The 18,272-nt window shown below is 53.7% G+C and carries 14 protein-coding genes; 8 read left to right on the top strand and 6 right to left on the bottom strand.

Going from position 1 to position 18,272, the window contains the following annotated elements:
• The first annotated feature begins 44 nt into the window (after positions 1 to 44).
• The 3 genes from ACN0YN_RS08815 to ACN0YN_RS08805 all read left to right on the top strand — a co-directional run bounded on the left by ACN0YN_RS08815 (position 45) and on the right by ACN0YN_RS08805 (position 3,094).
• Positions 45 to 1,430 (top strand): sulfatase-like hydrolase/transferase, encoded by a 1,386-nt coding sequence (locus ACN0YN_RS08815; RefSeq protein WP_417384634.1) that lies wholly within the window; start codon positions 45 to 47, stop codon positions 1,428 to 1,430.
• Between the two features lie 36 nt (positions 1,431 to 1,466).
• Positions 1,467 to 2,087, top strand: a complete 621-nt coding sequence (locus tag ACN0YN_RS08810) for a DUF502 domain-containing protein (protein ID WP_417384633.1) — start codon at positions 1,467 to 1,469, stop codon at positions 2,085 to 2,087.
• Positions 2,088 to 2,188: 101 nt separating this feature from the next.
• Positions 2,189 to 3,094, top strand: coding sequence for a metallophosphoesterase family protein (locus ACN0YN_RS08805; protein WP_417384632.1), 906 nt, complete (start codon positions 2,189 to 2,191; stop codon positions 3,092 to 3,094).
• 118 nt (positions 3,095 to 3,212) lie between these two features.
• Here ACN0YN_RS08805 and ACN0YN_RS08800 read toward each other — a convergent pair whose 3' ends face one another.
• The 5 genes from ACN0YN_RS08800 to ACN0YN_RS08780 form a co-directional block, all read right to left on the bottom strand.
• Positions 3,213 to 4,544 (bottom strand): Trx7/PDZ domain-containing (seleno)protein, encoded by a 1,332-nt coding sequence (locus ACN0YN_RS08800; protein ID WP_417384631.1) that lies wholly within the window; start codon positions 4,542 to 4,544, stop codon positions 3,213 to 3,215.
• Between the two features lie 57 nt (positions 4,545 to 4,601).
• Positions 4,602 to 6,920, bottom strand: coding sequence for an alkaline phosphatase D family protein (locus ACN0YN_RS08795; protein WP_417384630.1), 2,319 nt, complete (start codon positions 6,918 to 6,920; stop codon positions 4,602 to 4,604).
• Between the two features lie 161 nt (positions 6,921 to 7,081).
• A complete protein-coding gene (locus tag ACN0YN_RS08790; protein WP_417384629.1) occupies positions 7,082 to 9,196 on the bottom strand; it encodes an alpha/beta hydrolase in 2,115 nt (704 codons plus the stop codon).
• Positions 9,197 to 9,342: 146 nt separating this feature from the next.
• The gene (locus ACN0YN_RS08785) at positions 9,343 to 10,395 is read right to left on the bottom strand and encodes an agmatine deiminase family protein (RefSeq protein WP_417384628.1); all 1,053 of its coding nucleotides are present in this window, start codon (positions 10,393 to 10,395) and stop codon (positions 9,343 to 9,345) included.
• Positions 10,392 to 11,288 carry a carbon-nitrogen hydrolase gene (locus ACN0YN_RS08780; RefSeq protein WP_417384627.1) on the bottom strand — a complete coding sequence of 299 codons (897 nt, stop codon included), beginning with the start codon at positions 11,286 to 11,288 and terminating at the stop codon, positions 10,392 to 10,394. The genes ACN0YN_RS08785 and ACN0YN_RS08780 overlap by 4 nt, the downstream gene beginning before the upstream one ends.
• Before the next feature lie 328 nt (positions 11,289 to 11,616).
• Here ACN0YN_RS08780 and ACN0YN_RS08775 point away from each other — a divergent pair, with 328 nt between their 5' ends.
• The 5 genes from ACN0YN_RS08775 to ACN0YN_RS08755 all read left to right on the top strand — a co-directional run bounded on the left by ACN0YN_RS08775 (position 11,617) and on the right by ACN0YN_RS08755 (position 17,751).
• On the top strand, positions 11,617 to 13,287 hold the full coding sequence (locus ACN0YN_RS08775) for an NAD-dependent malic enzyme (RefSeq protein WP_417384626.1): 1,671 nt from the start codon (positions 11,617 to 11,619) through the stop codon (positions 13,285 to 13,287).
• A gap of 57 nt (positions 13,288 to 13,344) precedes the next feature.
• On the top strand, positions 13,345 to 15,036 hold the full coding sequence (locus ACN0YN_RS08770) for a thiamine pyrophosphate-binding protein (protein WP_417384625.1): 1,692 nt from the start codon (positions 13,345 to 13,347) through the stop codon (positions 15,034 to 15,036).
• Between the two features lie 70 nt (positions 15,037 to 15,106).
• Positions 15,107 to 15,508 (top strand): acyl-CoA thioester hydrolase YciA, encoded by a 402-nt coding sequence (gene yciA / locus ACN0YN_RS08765; RefSeq protein ID WP_417384624.1) that lies wholly within the window; start codon positions 15,107 to 15,109, stop codon positions 15,506 to 15,508.
• 194 nt (positions 15,509 to 15,702) lie between these two features.
• Positions 15,703 to 17,148: an FAD/NAD(P)-binding protein gene (locus ACN0YN_RS08760; protein ID WP_417384623.1), complete on the top strand. Its 1,446-nt coding sequence runs from the start codon at positions 15,703 to 15,705 to the stop codon at positions 17,146 to 17,148.
• Positions 17,149 to 17,367: 219 nt separating this feature from the next.
• Positions 17,368 to 17,751, top strand: a complete 384-nt coding sequence (locus ACN0YN_RS08755) for a hypothetical protein (RefSeq protein WP_417384622.1) — start codon at positions 17,368 to 17,370, stop codon at positions 17,749 to 17,751.
• A 26-nt stretch (positions 17,752 to 17,777) separates the two neighbouring features.
• Here the strand turns inward: ACN0YN_RS08755 and ACN0YN_RS08750 are convergent, their stop codons facing one another.
• Complete coding sequence (locus tag ACN0YN_RS08750; RefSeq protein WP_417384621.1) at positions 17,778 to 18,233, bottom strand: SRPBCC family protein; 456 nt, start codon at positions 18,231 to 18,233, stop codon at positions 17,778 to 17,780.
• Positions 18,234 to 18,272: the final 39 nt, after the last annotated feature.

The following is an 18,272-nucleotide window of genomic DNA, read 5'->3' as shown; positions in this document are numbered from 1 at the left end:
ACTATCACCGTCTGATTGATTCAACTCACTCTGGCAGGAATCCGATGTTACATACTCCCCGTCGCTCAATCTTGATGCTGCTATTATCTCTGTTCGCAATCTGCTCTCACCTGCAGGCTGCGGAACGTCCAAATGTTCTGATCATTTTCACGGATGACCAGGGGATCAATGATGTCGGCTGTTACGGCAGTGAAATCCCGACCCCCAATATCGATCAACTGGCGAAAGAAGGCTTACTGTTTCGCCAGTACTATTCCGCTTCAGCCATCTGCACCCCCTCCCGCTTTGGCATCCTCACGGGCCGCAACCCGACGCGCTCGCAGGATCAACTGCTGGGAGCATTGATGTTCATGAGCGATATCGATCAGAATCGCGGCATTCAACCCAGCGAAACGACGATCGCTGAGGTCCTGCAACACAACGGCTACCAGACCGCCCTGATCGGCAAATGGCATCTGGGGCATGGTACGGAATCGTTCCTGCCTACCGCGCACGGCTTCGATCTGTTTCGTGGACACACCGGCGGCTGCATCGATTATTTCACGATGACCTATGGCAACATCCCCGACTGGTATCATAACCAGCGACATGTCTCCGAGAATGGTTACGCCACTGATCTCATCACCGAAGAAGCAGAGCACTTTCTGAAAAACCAGCAGACCGCTGACAAACCTTTCTTTCTGTTCCTGGCTTATAACGCTCCTCATTTCGGGAAAGGCTGGTCTCCCGGCGATCAAAGCCCGGTCAACATCATGCAGGCGCGAGGCACTGATCTGAAACGGGTGGGAACGATCAAAGACAAAGTCCGCCGCGAATTCGCCGCCATGACGGTAGCCCTCGACGATGGTATCGGGCGCGTCATGTCCTCGCTGAAAAATAACGGGCTGGATCAGAATACGCTGGTCATCTTCATGACCGATCATGGAGGCGACTATGTGTATGGCGGTAACAATCAACCCTTTCGAGGCGGAAAGGCAACTCTGTTCGAAGGGGGCATCCGCGTCCCCTGCATCATCCGCTGGCCCGGTAAAATCAAAGCAGGTATCGAAACAGACGAAGTCACCTGGGCCCTGGACCTGTTCCCCACGATCTGTCATTTCGCCAATGCAAAAACGGACGGACTGACTCTGGACGGCAAAGACATCTCCGGTCTCTTAACCAGCCAGACGCCGGTGGGAACCAGGGAGCTCTACTGGCAACTCGGTCCTCACGCCGAACTGAAACGGGGTCGCTGGTCTGCATTAAGGCAAGGCAACTGGAAATATATCGAGGATGCGAACGGCGAAGAGTTTCTGTTCGATCTCAAAACCGATCCACACGAGAAACAGAACCTGATGCAATCTCAACCAGAGAAACTCACGGAACTCCAGACGCGTCGCGATGCTCTGGTAAAAACACTGACGCCAGAGGCACAGGCCATCAATCCCTAAACACTTCATTATTTTTTGCAGCAAAGATGTTCGTTCATGTCACAGCACGTTAAAAAAAGTTTCGGCTTTCTGAAAACCACCGCGATCGGGGGGCTGATTTTTCTGCTACCATTAATCGTGATCGGCGCACTCGTCGGGCAGATCGTGCCCATCGTGCTCTCCATCGCCACATTCCTCTCGGATTATATTCCCGTCAAAACCCCAGCGGGCATCGCCATGCTGATTGGCCTCTCATTGGGGATCGTATTGTTGATGTGTTTTGCCGCTGGCCTGGTAGCCCGCTGGTCGATCGGCAGAAGCCTGTCCCGATTTGTCGAGCGGAATCTGATCCTGCTCTTCCCCCGTTATGCCATCTACCGCGAACAGCTGAAAGGCAGCATCGGCGGCGATCACAATAAACCGGAAATGCTGCCCATCCTCGTCCGCCTGGATGACATGACCCGGATCGCCTTCGAAGCCGAACGCACCGACGACAAACTCGTCTCCGTCTATCTGCCCGGCTCCCCCGATCCCTGGTCCGGCTGGGTCGTCTTCATGTCCCCCGATCGCGTTGAGAGACTGGATATCCCATTCTCAGAAGCACTGGGAATCTGCGAACGCATGGGACGGGAATCATTACACCTGCTGGACTCCTTACCCACACTCACCCAAAAATAATTCAAGTTTTGGTTTCGTATCGTCCACGCGTCGTTTACGATAAGAATGACACATTACTGAAATCATCCTGCACAACACACTCCCATTAAGAGAGCCCTGCCATGCCCGTACATCTCCCCGCACAAAATCGACGTCAGTTCCTCTTCACGTTAGGCGCGGGTTTCGTCACCTGCTCAACTGGGCTGCTGGCGAAGGAACAAAGCTCTCAGCAAATGGACATCGTCTATCTGCTGAACGATACGCACATCGGCGAAAAACATCCCCCCAAATCTCCCGTCCCCACCCATCTGCGGGAGGTCGTCACAGAGCTGGTAGAACTGCCTCAAAAACCAGCGTGTGTGCTGATTAACGGTGATCTGGCATTACGCGACGGTCAGCCCGGCGACTACCGACATTTCGCCCGACTGATTCAGCCATTGCAGGACGCAAAAATCGATATGCATCTGACACTCGGGAACCACGATAATCGCGATGTCTTCTATGAAGTCATGCAGGAACAGAAACCGTCTGCTCCGCCTGTAAAATCACGTCATATCTCCGTAGTGCAGACAAAGTACGCTAACTTCTTCCTGCTCGATTCCCTGCAGAAAACCATGGTCACCCAGGGCACCCTGGGGAAAGAGCAGCGTACCTGGCTGGCCAATGCACTTGACGCCCACACTGACAAACCGGCCATCATCTTCACGCATCACAACCCGCGGCTCGGCGGCGACCCGGCACATTTCCCCGGCGGACTGACCGATTCGGAAGAACTCTGGGAACTGCTCGCTGCACGATCACAGGTGAAGGCCTATATCCACGGACACATTCACCATCGCAGCAATGCCGAGCATAAAGGCATTCACATTATCAACACGCCGGCCACATCCTATGTGGGCAACCCCGATCAGTCCACGACAGGCTGGACCGTAGCGCAGCTCACGCCGACCGGCGTCACACTGACAACGCGTACCAACATCAAAGATCACGCCTGGAACCACCAGACCAAAACACTCACCTGGCGCTGAACAGCCAGGCGAGTTGAATTGGGGAGTTAGAGCGCATCACATTTAACCATAGCGTCTTTCAATCTAATATACTAGTTCCAAAAGGACCTGGAGACGCTACAGTAAAACTAGACACAGTCTAGTCCTGGCGGGGTAGAAACAGGCCTAATCGTTTCCCGTCGCGTAGAACCGTGACCGGAACCGATTCGCCTGGTTTCAATTCATTCACACCATACGCCAGCAGGTCGGTCTCTCGCTTCAGATCTTTTCTGCCGTTGTAGGAAAGGATCAGATCCCCTTTTCGGAAACCCGCCTTCTTCGCTGCAGCATGGGCGCCGTACTGCCCCAGATGCTTGATCCGCAGCGTCATATCGGGGGCCGCCATCGTCAGCCCGATCTGTTTGCGTTCCTCGCGAGTCGCTTCTTCCAGGACGGCTCCTCCCAGTACCATCCGTCGTAAAGGCCAGCTGCTCACGCGCCAGGAAAGATCATCCTTGCGCCTCCAGTCTTTAGGAAGTGAAACCGTCAGATCAAGTTCCTGACCACCGCGGTTCACGCGAGCCGCCAGTTGATCGGTCTCTTTCGCATGCTGTAGCACCCACTGCACGTCGGCAATCGAAAGCAGAGGCTGACCTTCCAGTGAGATAATCTGATCCCCCGGTTTAAACCCGGCCCGCGCAGCGATGGAGTCGTCAGTGACTTCCTGCACGGTGGCTTTCTCCTGCGGATCAAGAATCAGTCCCAGGATTTTAGGATGCGGATACGAAAACAGAATCTGATCGGGCAATGGCCTGTGATCGCGGAGGTAATAATCGCGCTGCGCATCACCAATCTGGTGACAGTGGATGCAGCTTTTCACAATATTCTGCTTCTCGTTAATACGCGAATTATATTTGCCCGCCAGCAGGGGAAACTTTTCCGGCGATGTGACCAGTGGTTTCGTTCCCTGTTTCCCCTTAAGCGAAGCCTTCGTCGTCGCGTAGTTCTGGTGGAGCTCCAACGCTCCTGCAATCGCTTTGCGCAGACCGGTAATCGAAACGTCTTCGGTCCACATCGTACGGTGAGAACGGGTTCCAAACCGCCCGTAGATCGTCCGGTCAGGATTCAGCATGAAGACAGCAAACGACTGATCGTAGTCATACTGAAACAGGGATAGATCCAGTCCGTTGGTGGAAATCAGCCGCACACGCACGAACTGATCCATTAATGGCTTCAAGTTCTGATCCTGTTCCATCAGCTGTTCATCCAGCTTCACACACTCCTCACAGGGAATGCAGCGCAGCACAACCAGTAGCGGTTTATTCGACTCTTTTGCTGCCTGAAAGCCCTGCTCCAGATCGTTGTAGATCCAGTACCCTGTCGATTCGACATGGGCACGATCCTGTTTAACTTTTTCTTCACGCGTCTGAGCATGAGACTCGGTCGTGAATTGAACCAATAGCGCAGCTGTTACCAGAAAGCATTTCCACATCGCTCCGTCTCCTGACACCGGCGGGTTAATAAGAGAAGTCAAACAAGTAGAATCAAATTACTGCAGCAGGTTGTCGCCACCATTTTCTTTCTGGTGAATCGTCACAGGCCAGCCGGGGAACTGATTGGATTCTTTCCCGTCCGTTGCATCCACCAGGAAGCGGTAGCTGTTGATTGTGTAGGTCTTCTTTTCCGGATCGATCAAAACCAGACCAAATCCGCTCCCCTTCTGATGCGCCAGATCGTAGCGGTTCTTTTCAGAAGCTGGTTCCGGATTACCGACGGCATACACATACACTTTATTACCGAAGCCATCGATAAATTCGCCTGTATCTGCCAGTCCATGTTTGGGACGGTTTTTGTGAGGCATTTCCAGTTCATCAGGTCGCCACCAGCGAGGGTAACCAGCTGAGATCGCCGGCGTACAGAACGCCCAGCAGCTGTCCCGCTGTTCGTCGGCTCCGTACTGGGATAGGGTGGTCAGATGCTGATCGCCGTTCACATGTAACGGCATCCCCTTGCGAATGATTTTGACCGTTCGATTCCGCGCAGTCTGAGGCCAGCTGCCACAATCCAGGTCGGCTTTGAGGTAACCGTCATAACCGCCATGATGAGTGGCAACGCCGGCAAACACGGTCTGGCTGAACAGCACCTTGATGTTGTGTGCCCGCCAGTCTTCGCACCAGCGTTCCAGGAATTTTTCCTGACGCTCGCCCAGCAGCTGCAGTCCAGGTTTATCGAGTTTCGCTGTATCGAAGTTGGCATCTGTCACATGGTCGGCCCGGCCGCTGCCCGTGTCAACATGCTCGGGACCGCTCTTGAACTGACGGTCGGCAATGATGGCAAACCCTACGCCGCCATAGACCATATCACCGTAGTAGACGCTGATATTCTGCTTGCAGGGAGTCGGGTCGGCGTAATCGGGATGATGGGCGGTACACGTTTTGTGAACGACATTCACCATCCGCGCCGGTTCCCGATAACCGCCATTGGAAGACGTGGTGCCTTCCTTCATTTTCATCCCGCCTTCCCCCCAGATATTTCCCTGGAAGACGTCATGATCGTCGGGCAGACAGATGACAGGACGGTCCCGCATCGCTTCCCCAAACGCCCAGCCATGCATATAGAATTTACGCAGATAATTCAGAATCGCCGGCTCCGCAGGTTCACGGATCAGACCAAAGCCGCCGTGATCTTCATACAGCTGATCGCCTGAAAAATAGAGCAGATCCGGATCGACCTTCAGCAGATTGTTTGCCACCGGCTCATACGGGAACCCGTAATCTTTCTGGCAGGTCAGTGCGCCCAGTTTGAGCGGACGTCCGACAGGATTGGCGCGAATGATACCCGTTCGATCTGCATTGATCTCGGTGCCATCCTTCAGTTGTTCCTGATAGACCAGTTTGAAAGGCGTATCCTCTTTTTCGTTCCAGTTGGGAACCCGAAAGGTGGCTGTCCAGGCATCCGTATCCAGTTGAGCCGATCCCGCCGGTTTCCATTCGTTCCCCTTCTTGATGAACAGTTTCACTTCTTTGTTATCCTGCTCACCCAGGGGACCTGTCAGAGCAGTCATCTTCATCACGAAACCATCGTCACTGCGCGAATCACTGAGTGAATACTGCGACCATAAGATGGGACCAAATTTGTGATCGACGGAAACCGAAAACGCATCACCTGTCACGGTCCAGTCGCTGAACCGATAGCGGGCACCGATCTTTCGGTTGAATCGGGGATCAAAATTGCTGACCACCGCCACGTTGCCCAGCACAGCTTGCAGCGGGAACGTATGCGAAATCGTATCGAGTGGCTTGTCCGATTCAGAACCGCTGACCATCAGCGTTAATGAATACTTTTCCCCCTCGGGTTTACCAGCAACGGTCAAGACACAGTCTTTCAGATTGACCGGCTGTTTGAGCTTCTGTTCCTTATTCCCCAGGATCAGTTTCCCATTCAGGATACCGGCTTTGATTCCGCTCTTCGCAAAACAGTTGCTGCGGTATTCGTTTATATCACTCTTCACACCAATGCGAAAACCGACGCCGCCATCCTGCTGTTTGACTTCAACCTGGCTGGCATGAACCGACATCGTGAAAGCTGCCTGGGGATTGGTCAGCTGATGCATCAATAATTGAATATTGCGGCTACCGCCGGTCGACATGCACTCTGCGGCTCCGTCAACGATCCGCCAGTCTTCCATCGGATTGGCCCAGAACTCTTCTCCCAGCCAGACCCGGTCATGTGTATTTTTCCAGCGGCCGATCACGGCAGCATCGTTGCCTGCCTCCGCTGCTGTCAGTGTCTTCGATTTCTTCAGACCGAAAAAAGTCGTCCCCAGGGCAAACAGTTTCAGCGCCATCCGTCGGGTTAATGATTGCATTTAATGTCTCCTGTCGAGCACAAACCGCCGCGCATGCGGGCGGGGATGATATGACGTAAATAAAGTCCAGAACTGTCATTATTAAGGGCGCAGCAGGCTTTGTCCAGCGTGGTTCATCGAAGAACGAACTGTTTAAACTTGTTTAGAAATGCCTGTTCAGTTCAGGGCTTACTCGTTGCCAGCCCCGCTTTGACGTCAGCCGGGTGGGAGACCTTCACCCGTTCTTTTCCAGTCAGTGTGATCAGGTTCGGCAGATCGTAGACCTTGAGCGATCCATGCACCGTATTGATCAATTGATTCTGGGTTTCGGGAGTCTTGACGACTTCCCCCCAGGATGAAATCATCCGGCTCAGCTTGATCTCTGAAAACAGCTCGGGTTCCAGGGCAGCTGCATGCAGAGCCGGGATCGCGGTTTCTCCAATCGCGACCAGCTCTACCTGTTGAGGTTTCTCCTGAGACTGATATTCCGACAGGAACCGGGTGGCGACCAGAACGTCTTCGGCCCGCAGTTTGACCATCGATTCCCCTAACAGAAAAGCCACCGCCCATTCGTGATAGTTGGGTCCCAGGAGCCCATGCGACCAGCCGATTTTACGGTTGTTCTTTCGGGAAGTCTCTCCGATCGCGCGAATATCCACCGCCAGTACCGTCTCGCCCTGTTTGACCCGCTCTTCTATCGGCCCCCCAGGTACTGCATCCACCTGCTTGCCTTCCCCATGCAGATAGAGAGTCCGTTTTCCAGAGGGCGCCTCCGGTTCAAACAGTAGTGCCGGCAGAGGCACGCCGTGGTCTGGCTTCAGGATCAGCTTAGTGATCTTGTACCCTGGTCGCTCAATGGAGCTGACTGTTTTGGATTCCGGACGGGGAATGTTTGCCAGTCGCTTAATTCCGCTCACTTCACGCACCTGATCTCGCAGGGTGCCGAGGTCACCACTGCTCCAGAGTTCAGCTCGTTCCTGCGCCAGTTGCTGATTCAGACCATCGTTGATTTCAAACAGCGAACGTTCGCCCGCGTCGAGCAGGATCTGCCCTGATTGTGAACACTGCAGCTCTTCATCCGTAAAGACCGGTTGATCCTCGTCCTCAAAGATCGCGTTTTCCTTGTGCATCAGCCAGCGGTTCATCCAGCGTGCCGAACCTTCCCGCAGCTTGATAGTGAATCCGTGCGGGGCGTCTGCTTCGATGATATCTACCCGTTCCGCATAGCCCATGCGTGTGTAGAACCGTTTGGCTTCGCGGAACAGTTCCCAGGTACCATCAATTTTAAAAGTGGAGTCATGTGTGCCGGCGCAGATCAGCGTCGGTTTGGGAGCCCGCATCAACGTGTAGTCGGCGATGTCCATGCCGTACGCCAGTTGACCGAAGATGTTCTGTTCGCCGTCCTGCGGACCGTTAAAGTCGATCAGGTAACGATACATGGTTGAGTAACAGACAGGAGCAGCAACCTGTACCCGATCGTCCAGTGCCATGATGTAACTCGTCAGTGTTCCGCCACCCGAGTTCCCCGTACAGCCGATGCGGCTGGCATCGATTTCCGGGCGACTGATCAGGTAGTCAATGCTTCGCATGCCGTCCCAGATCCGGTAGCGGGCTGAGTTACTGCCCAGCGGAATCGCACTCACCGTCATCAGCGTATGCTCTGCCGTGCAGTAGTACTGCACCTGCGGATGAGGGGGACGATAGCGGCTCCCTCCTTTAAAGAATTCGTTAGGTTGCTCAGACAGTACCTGGTACCGCTCACCCTGCCCGATCGGATCGTAACACAGCGCTGCCATCCCGTTCTTTGCCAGCAGAATACAGGCCCGCTGGTAAGCCGCAGAGGCTTTTCCGTTATGGCTGTGTCCGCAGGGAACCAGCACACCCGGATAAGGGGGCGGCGTAGCAGGCAGATACAGGTTGGCGGTCACATGATGTCCGGGCCAGCTTTCATAAATTACATTCTCGACCCGAAACCCATCCCCCTTCAATTTTCCGATCACACGGGGATTCAGCGGGGTCCGTTCAGGAAACCCGCCGATCTGAGTCTGAAAAAATTCTTTCATCCGCTTCTGGTAAGCTTCACAGTCTTCAGGCGTTTTGATGTTTTCGTAGACTTCTTTCCGCTTGGCGAAGGCTGCATGCGCCCGTTTTTGCAGAGCCTGATAAACCAGGCCGGACTCGGCCGCTTCACCACTCAAGGAAGGCAGAACGGTCAGATCTTCAACGGCATACACAAGCAGTGTGGTATGCAGCGTGGCAGTAAAAGCGAACAGTGAAAGCAGCAGGCATTTCATCATGGAAGACCTCGACAGCAGGAGTGCGGGCAGGATTCAAATGTCGCTGCAGAAACGGCGACCGGCGGATAATTAAACAATATTAATTATGATACCTGTGGTGGGGACCAGACTCAATCGAATCCTGAGGGGCCAGGCGGGATTTAAGATTATTTCGCTGCAGCCGCAATCTCATGGCTCAGACAATGCAGCGTTCCCAGTCCCCAGACCAGATCGACTGCGTGAATGCCGATGACACGGCGATCACTAAACAGCTCACTCAGAATGCCCCATGCGATCGCGTCGTTCGGATCGTTGAACGTCGGCACCAGTACACAGCCATTCGTCACCAGAAAATTGACGTAGCTGGCAGGTAAACGTAAATCTTCGAAGTCAAGTCGTGCCGGCATCGGCATTTCTACTACTTTGAGTTTGCTGCCGTCTTCGAGACGTGCGTTTTTCAAACGCTCCCGATTCTGTGCCAGGCGACGATGATTGACATCTCTGGTGTTCGCCTCCACACAGGCGACGACAGTCGTCGGATTCACGAACCGGCAGATGTCATCCACGTGTCCGTGCGTGTCATCCCCTTCAATGCCGTCCCCCAGCCAGATCACATTCGTGACGCCCAGGTATTCATGAAAAATTGCCGCGTAATCTTCTTTCGTGAAACCGGGATTACGAACCTGGGTTTTCTGGTCAAGCAGACATTCTTCAGTCGTAATCAGGGTGCCTCGTCCATTGACTTCGATGGCGCCCCCTTCCAGAACCACCGGGCGTCCCTGGTAGCAGACCTCCGTCACAGGAACCTTGAGCGATTTCGCTACTGCGGAGGGGACCTGCCAGTCGAGGCGATGGTTGGGATACTTGGCCCAACCGTTGAAGCGGAACTGCAACGCTTCCCGTTTGCCGTCACTTCGCTGCACGACGATCGGCCCCGAATCGCGCATCCAGCTGCGGTTCGTATTTTGCAGGATATATTTGACCTGCTTCGTATTGGCGTGCGCCTGCTGCAGCATGGCATCGACCTTCTGCTGCAGTTCCTCATCTTTCACAACGAGCAGAACGCGCTCATACTCCGCCACCCTGCGAATGATTTCCACAAACGCCCACTTGATGACCTCGTACTTGCCCGGCCAGTCATTGCCGTTATGCGGAAAACAGAGGAGTGTTGCCTGGTGCGTTTCCCACTCTGCAGGCAGCCTACGTGTGATTTCGCTCATGGCGTGGAATCGTCATGATAGAGTTTCAGGATGTTGCCATACGCGTCAATCCGGCGGTCGCGGAGGAAGGGCCAGTTCTGCCGGACTTCGGCCATCGCATCCAGGTTGACCTCGGCGATCAGAATCTCTTCCTGGTCGTGTGAAGCCTGGGCAATGATTTCTCCCTGTGGACCACAAATAAACGAAGCGCCCCAGAATTCCAGTCCCGGCTGTTCGGGTTCAGGCTGTTCAAATCCAACCCGGTTGACGGCTGCGACAAAGGTGCCGTTGGCAATAGCATGGCTCCGCTGAATCGTCATCCAGGAGTCGTGCTGCTTGACGCCATACTCTTCTTTTTCGTGGGGGTGCCAGCCGATGGCGGTCGGGTAGATCAATACATTCGCGCCGCTTAACGCGGTGATCCGGGCACCTTCGGGGAACCACTGGTCCCAGCAGATCAGGGTGCCGATTTTCCCGAAGCGGGTCTGAATGGCTTTGAAACCCAGATCCCCGGGCGTGAAATAAAACTTCTCGTAGAAACAAGGGTCATCGGGAATATGCATCTTGCGATACAGGCCTGCTTCACTGCCGTCTGCGTCAATCACGTAAGCGCTGTTATGATACAGGCCTTCGGTCCGTTTCTCGAAAAACGGGACAATAATGACTACGCCGAGTTCTTCCGCCAGCTTACTGAACGCGATGAACGACTTGTCATACAGCGGCTCAGCGAACTCAAAATACTTTGTCGTCTCTTTCTGACAGAAATAAAACGAGCTGTAGAGCTCGGGCAGACAGATCACCTGCCCCCCTTCACCGGCGGCAGTGCGGACCCAGTCGAGGCACTTGATGAGATTCTCATCGGGGGTGCCGTTCAGCGAGACCTGCACCAGAGCGATATTAAAATGACGAGACATAAACGGAGTTTTCCAGATACATGAATAAACGGTGAAGACCTGTTTCTGCAACCTGCGTGCAGATCAATCACACGGTGCTGATATGTACGAAATCTGAAAGTGAGTTGCAAGTCGTGCATCACCAACTTCCGATGTTTCCCGGCAAATCATCAGACAGACTTCACAGCTCAAACTCCAGCTTACAGGAATCCGTCCAGTTTCTTAAGAGTAACATCGACAGACTCACCACTTTTCTACTATTCTATGCCTGATACAGGAAGCCCCTGTTGGATCAGGCTGCCGTATCACTTCCTCACCCACGACTCTTCACATCGGGACAGTATTTGACATGAACACAGGACGTACGACAGAAGAATTTTCGATCGAGAAGCGCGGCACCCTGCTGGTGGAAGACCCCCTGTTGAATAAAGGGACCGCTTTTACGACTGAGGAACGAATCAGGCACGGACTGCTCGGGCTCCTGCCTCCGCATGTCGATACACTGGAAGAACAGGTCGAACGCGCTTACGAAGCCTTTTGCGACTTCAACGAACCGATAAACAAACACATTTATCTCAGACAGCTCCAGGACGAAAACGAAACGCTGTTTTATCGCCTGATGCTGGGACACATCACCGAGATGATGCCCATCGTCTATACGCCGATTGTCGGTCTGGCATGTGAACGATTCAGCCATATTTATCGTCGCCCCCGTGGTATCTTCATTTCCTACCCCGAACGCGATTCCATGGACGCGATTCTGGAAAACATCGAGCGGGACATTGATGTGATTGTCGTCACAGACGGCGAGCGAATTCTGGGTCTGGGCGACCAGGGGGTCGGCGGCATGGGCATTCCCATCGGCAAACTCTCTCTGTACACACTGTGTGGCGGAGTGGCCCCCGAGAAAACGCTCCCCATCGTCCTGGATCTGGGAACCAATAATCAGGAACGCCTCGACGATCCCCGCTACATCGGCTGGCGTGAGAATCGTATCAAAGGGGAAGAGTACGACAAATTCATCGACCTGTTCGTCACCGCAGTCAAAAAACGTTTCCCGAATGTACTGCTGCAGTGGGAAGATTTCGCCTCGGTCGACGCCGAGCGGATTCTCGATCGATACCGGGACGACCTGTGCACCTTCAATGACGACATACAAGGGACCGCCGCCGTCACCACGGGAACGATTCTCGCTGCCATCGCTGCCGGGGGCGGAGAATTAAAAGACCAGAATATTGTGATGCTGGGTGCCGGCTCGGCCGGGGTCGGCATCTGCCTGCAGTTGAAACAGACCATGATGTCAGGCGGCATGAGCGAACCCGAGGCCCGCTCCCATTTTTATGTGATTGACAAGGACGGACTGCTGCACGCCGGACGCACCGATCTGGACGAACTGCATCAGCAGCTGGCACAGCCTTCAGAAAATCTGAAGAGCTGGGACTGTGATACAACGGGAGCCGTCTCGTTTGCGGATGTGGTTCGCAATGCAAAACCAGGCGTACTGATCGGCGCGACTGGACAGGCGGGTGCCTTCACAGAATCCATCATTCGCGAAATGGCATCGCACGTCGAACACCCGGTCATCTTTCCACTTTCTAACCCGACTTCCCGGGCAGAAGCCACGCCTGCAGATCTGCTGGAATGGACGAAGGGTAAAGCTGTGATTGCCACCGGCAGCCCGTTCGATCCCGTTGATCATAACGGCGTGACACACGTCATCGCACAATGCAATAACAGCTATATCTTCCCGGCAATGGGTCTGGGCATCCTCGCTTCGCGGGCACGACGCGTTACCGATTCCATGTTTATCGCTGCTGCGGAAGCCTTGAAAGAAACATCTCCCGCGCTCAAAGACCGGACCGCTTCCCTGCTCCCCTCGTTGAAAATCATTCGTGATGTCAGTCGTAAAATTGGTCATGCGGTTGCGCTGGCTGCCATCGCAGACGGAGTCGCCGACTCAATGACGGACGCCGAAATCGACCAGCGAATTGAAGAAACCATGTGGCATCCTGAATATTAAATTTCCGGCTCAGCACACATCAGGATGAATTGCACTTAATCTATAGAAGGAACTTTGATGTCTGATAACAGCACTACCGTCGGTTCGTATCTGGCTTCCCGTCTGGAAGAAATTGGTCTGAAACACTATTTCGCAGTCCCGGGAGATTACAACCTGGTACTGCTCGACAAGCTGCTGGAAAACAAAAACCTGCAGATGATTTCCTGCTGTAATGAATTGAACGCCGGTTATGCTGCCGACGGATACTGTCGCGCCACCGGCGGCGCCAGCGCGGTCTTCGTGACTTACAGTGTCGGCGGTTTGAGCCTGCTCAATGCGGTTGCGGGCGCGTATGCAGAAGACCTGCCGATGATTGCCGTTTCGGGTGGTCCGAATACCAACTCGGAAGCCGAGTTCGAAATGCTGCACCACACGCTGGGTCTGCTGGATTATGATTATCAGCGCGACATCTTTTCCAAGGTGACCGCGGAAGCAGTGACGATCCACGATCCCCGCGAAGCACCGACGCAGATTGATCATGCCATACAGACGGCGCTCCGTTTTCGCAAACCCGTCTATCTTGAAATTGCCTGTAATATCGCCGATGCAGTAACCTCCACTCCGAACGTCCGTTCGTTCGGCGGTCCGACCGCCAGTGATCCGCTGTCGCTGAACGCCGCCGTCGATCGCGCTGTCGAGCTGCTGAATGCAGCAACAAAACCGGTTCTGGTCGCAGGTGTGAAACTCCGCTCGTTTGGTGCGGAGGCTAATTTTCGGAAACTGGCCGATGCCAGTGGTTACGCCATCGCCAGTATGCCCAATGCAAAAGGCTTCTTCTGTGAACAACATCCACACTACATGGGGATCTACTGGGGCCCGGTGGGAACGCCCGGCTGTGGTGAGATTGTAGATTCGTCTGATCTCTGCCTGTTCGCAGGTGGTACGTTTACCGACTACACCACCACAGGACATGCGGCTCTCATCAATCCGGCCAAAGTCATTCAGGCCCGCCCGAACAGCGTCGTTTTTCCCAATCAGACTTTCAGCAATGTGAAACTCACCGAATTCCTGGAACTGCTGGCAACAAAATTGAAACCGAACGACGGTTCCATGATCGCCTATAATCGAATCAAAGAAGAAGCCACTCCTCTGAGGCCAGGTGCTCCCGAAACAGAACTTTCCACCCGCCAGCTGTTCTCACGCATTCAACAGATGCTGGGCCCCGATTCCGCAGTCATCGCCGAAACGGGTGACTCCTGGTTCAATGGCATGCAGCTGGATCTGCCGGAAGGAGCACGCTTCGAAGTGCAGATGCAGTACGGTTCGATCGGCTGGTCGGTAGGTGCCACTCTGGGCTACAGTGTCGGAGCGCCGGATCGACGGCCGATTGCTTTGATCGGCGACGGCTCGTTCCAGTTGACGGCTCAGGAAGTCTCCACCATCATTCGCTACGGTCTCAAACCAATCATCTTCCTGATCAATAACGGCGGCTACACCATTGAAGTCGAAATTCATGACGGCCCCTATAATACGATTAAGAACTGGAACTACGCGGAGCTGGTGCATGTCTTCAATGCAGAAGACGGCAATGGCTTCAGTTGCAAGGCCCGTACGGAAGGCGAACTGGATGAAGCCATCCGACAGGCGACGGCACACGACGGACCGGCTCTGATCGAAGTACTCATCCACCGGGATGACTGCAGTAAAAATCTGCTGGTCTGGGGAGGCCACGTGGCGAAAAATAATGGACGACCACCACACGTTCATTAACAGTCACCCGCCGAAGTACTGATGTGTTCGAGGAACATAATAATACGCTGTGATACAGGATCGTTGCACTATGGAAGAAATCTGTGAGCTGCCGGACGGCAAACTGATTTTAAGAACGCTGGCGATGCCGGCAGACACGAATGCCAACGGGGACATTTTCGGCGGCTGGATCATGTCGCAGATGGATATCGCCGGCGGCATTCTTTCCAAAGAGGTTTCCGGCACCCGCACGGTGACGATCGCTGTGGAGTCGATGAAATTCATTCGACCGGTCAAAGTCGGAGATGTTGTCTGCTGCTATGGAACCGTGGAACGGATCGGCACGACTTCGGTCACACTGCAACTCGAGGTCTGGGTCGAACCCGTCTTACGGCATGAAGAATCAAACTGTCCCTGCTTCAAAGTCACCGAAGCTGCCTTCACCTACGTCGCTATCGATAATCAGGGAAAAAAGACACCTATCGTCAAGTAGAAACACGGAACGACATCGCCGCTTTTCCAGCAAACCCGGGGAACAATGCCTGCTGCCTGTTACTCGTGTTCTCCGCCGGGTACAATTGATGCACTTCCTGAAGCCGTTTTGAATTACTTCGAAACAGCGGGAATCTCCGTTGGCTGTGCAATCATTCCGGTACCCCGAGTTGACTGTGAAAGGACCAGAGGCCCATGAAGAAAGTGGCGATTATTGGAGGTGGTTTCAGTGGAACGATGGCGGCGGTCAATCTGGCCCGCTTAAGCAGCAGCCCGCTCTGCATTCAACTGATTAACGATAAGTATCCACTCGGTCGTGGCGTCGCTTATGGAACACGCCGCGAAGAGCATCTGCTGAATGTCGCCGCACGAAACATGTCCGCCGTCCCCGATCATGCCAATCACTTTCTGGACTGGCTCCGCACGCGGGTTGACTACAGCGATCTGCCCGATCCCCAGCTCCGCGAAACCTATGTTCCGCGCCGCATTTATGGAGATTATCTGCGCAGCATCCTTGCCACTTACATGCAGCCAATTGACCGACATCATCCCGCAGAAATCCAGGTGATCGAACAGGAAGCCGTCGACATCGAATTCAATTTTGAGGGCACAGCAGAAATTACACTCAAAGATGGTTCGATGATTGATGCCGACCGCGTTCTGCTGGCGACGGGTAATCAGCCCCCCTGTCCACTGGCGGAAGATGCATTCTCTCATCCGGGTTATTGTGCCGAGCCCTGGGGCAACTGGATGGAACACATTCCCGATCCCTCTGAAAACATCATTGTCATGGGAACGGGACTCTCCATGATTGACGTCTTCCTGACTCTCAGCGAACAGAACTGGCAGGGTAATCTGATTGCCATTTCTCATAACGGCATGATCCCCCAGGCCCATTTTCGTGGCATTGAGTATCCTGACTTTCTCCCGGAAGAACCCGAAAATCTGGGATTGGAAAATCTGGTCCAGCTGCTCGAAAAACATTGTCGCCAGCTGCAGCGGATTGGTGAAAACCCGGGCATCGTCGTGGATCGACTGCGACCGCATACCCAGAAGATCTGGCAGAAGTTTGAGCTCGCGGAAAAGCAGGAGTTCCTCAAAAAGTATGCGGCACGCTGGAACGTTATCCGACACCGGATCGCCCAGCCCATTCACCAGCGCGTGACAGAAGCAATTACGGAAGGTCGACTGAGCGTCGTTCGCGGCCGCATCACCGGACTGGAAGCAGACGGAGATCGCGTTTGCGTGAACGTCCTGAATCGGGCGGGTGAATTTCAACAGGTGAAAGGCGGACTGGTGATTAACTGCACGGGGCCTAACTCCGGCTTTTCAGATACCACTGTCCCCCTGTTTCAGAATCTGCTGCAGCGCGGTCTGATCCGACCGGATGAACTGGATATGGGCATCGATGTCGGAGCGGACTTCGCTACGATCGACGAGGAAGGCAGCCCCTCCGAATTTCTGTTCGCCATTGGACCGCTGATGAAAGGCACGCTCTGGGAAACAACGGCGGTCCCCGAACTGCGCGGGCAGGCGATGCGCGTGGCGCAGCTGCTGCTGGATGATGCGGCTCTCGTCTCACCCGGACACGATTACCGCATCTCGGTCGAAGAAGAACATGTGATTGAATACTATATTTAATCCCCCAAACGACTCTTGCAGAAAATAAATCGAAATGCTTTAACCTGTATCATCACAGGATGATACGGTGTTGCTGATCATTTCATCTGTCGATGCTACCGTGTTTGCAATAGCGAATATGTCGCAAGTTCAGTTCGTTTAACGAACCCCTGTCTGAACACCGGGACCTTTCACTAAAGTTCCCTTGAGAAACCAGTCTGATCGAAAGGGGTAACGAACATGGCACGCTGTATCCTGCTGGCGATTTTTGCGATTGCGATCATGAAAAGTTCCTGTCTGCAGGCAGGTGAGACACGGACCTGGGAAGGGAAATGGAATAATCGCAAGTATAATACCACCGGTCCATTGAAGTGTGTGGCGACATCAGATGACAGTGGAAAATGGAAAGCCACCTTTACCGGTCTGTTTAAAGGAGATCCTTTTCAATATGAGGCAACGTTTCAATCGAAGCCGATGGGCAATCAGCTCAACCTGACAGGCGACGCCGTCATTCGCGGTCATCAGTATCAGTGGATCGGCTCGATGAAAGGCAACATGCTCAACGGAAAATACAAATCGAACATCGGCTATTACGGCGAATTCGTTTTGAAAGAGAAAAAATAGTCTGTGGTACACTGAAGAGAACGTTTTCAACCACCCTCATTTTCTGCAGTGATGTGCTCTTTAATTCGCTCCAGGTGTGTAGATCCGGTTGGCTTGCCGATCAGCATGATGAACTTGACCAGCAGCCAGCCCCAGAAAGGAATGGACCGTTCAAAGATCACCCGCTCGATCACTTTCGTATATCTGCCTTGAGGCACAATCTCGTAGACGACCGTCAGATGCTCTGTCTGATCCTTCTCGGAGTTTGTCTGTACGACAATGTTACAGGTCACTTTCAGGGGATCATTGTCTTCGGGAACCATGCCGGCAAAATCGATGGTCTTCCCTTTAAAAACCAGCTCCCCAATACATTTATCGCCTTCAACGGTAATCGACCGAATCTTATCATTGATCTTCGGCCAGTTTTCCAGATCGCTTAACCAGTCGTGAATCTGATCAGGGGGCGCTTCCAGTTTTGTTTTTTCGGTCAGTTCCAGTTGCATCGCATCAACTTCTTTGAGATCAGAGGGAAAAAGGTCTCT

The sequence above is a fragment of the Gimesia sp. genome, from assembly GCF_048260065.1.
Taxonomy (GTDB): domain Bacteria; phylum Planctomycetota; class Planctomycetia; order Planctomycetales; family Planctomycetaceae; genus Gimesia.
Note: the sequence above shows the minus strand (reverse complement) of the source record. Positions and strands in the feature narration are given on the sequence as shown.

Coding starts and splice junctions, on each gene's coding strand:
- ACN0YN_RS08815 (WP_417384634.1), top strand. CDS start 45: ATGTTACATACTCCCCGTCGCTCAATCTTGATGCTGCTATTATCTCTG.
- ACN0YN_RS08810 (WP_417384633.1), top strand. CDS start 1,467: ATGTCACAGCACGTTAAAAAAAGTTTCGGCTTTCTGAAAACCACCGCG.
- ACN0YN_RS08805 (WP_417384632.1), top strand. CDS start 2,189: ATGCCCGTACATCTCCCCGCACAAAATCGACGTCAGTTCCTCTTCACG.
- ACN0YN_RS08800 (WP_417384631.1), bottom strand. CDS start 4,544: ATGTGGAAATGCTTTCTGGTAACAGCTGCGCTATTGGTTCAATTCACG.
- ACN0YN_RS08795 (WP_417384630.1), bottom strand. CDS start 6,920: ATGCAATCATTAACCCGACGGATGGCGCTGAAACTGTTTGCCCTGGGG.
- ACN0YN_RS08790 (WP_417384629.1), bottom strand. CDS start 9,196: ATGATGAAATGCCTGCTGCTTTCACTGTTCGCTTTTACTGCCACGCTG.
- ACN0YN_RS08785 (WP_417384628.1), bottom strand. CDS start 10,395: ATGAGCGAAATCACACGTAGGCTGCCTGCAGAGTGGGAAACGCACCAG.
- ACN0YN_RS08780 (WP_417384627.1), bottom strand. CDS start 11,288: ATGTCTCGTCATTTTAATATCGCTCTGGTGCAGGTCTCGCTGAACGGC.
- ACN0YN_RS08775 (WP_417384626.1), top strand. CDS start 11,617: ATGAACACAGGACGTACGACAGAAGAATTTTCGATCGAGAAGCGCGGC.
- ACN0YN_RS08770 (WP_417384625.1), top strand. CDS start 13,345: ATGTCTGATAACAGCACTACCGTCGGTTCGTATCTGGCTTCCCGTCTG.
- yciA (WP_417384624.1), top strand. CDS start 15,107: ATGGAAGAAATCTGTGAGCTGCCGGACGGCAAACTGATTTTAAGAACG.
- ACN0YN_RS08760 (WP_417384623.1), top strand. CDS start 15,703: ATGAAGAAAGTGGCGATTATTGGAGGTGGTTTCAGTGGAACGATGGCG.
- ACN0YN_RS08755 (WP_417384622.1), top strand. CDS start 17,368: ATGGCACGCTGTATCCTGCTGGCGATTTTTGCGATTGCGATCATGAAA.
- ACN0YN_RS08750 (WP_417384621.1), bottom strand. CDS start 18,233: ATGCAACTGGAACTGACCGAAAAAACAAAACTGGAAGCGCCCCCTGAT.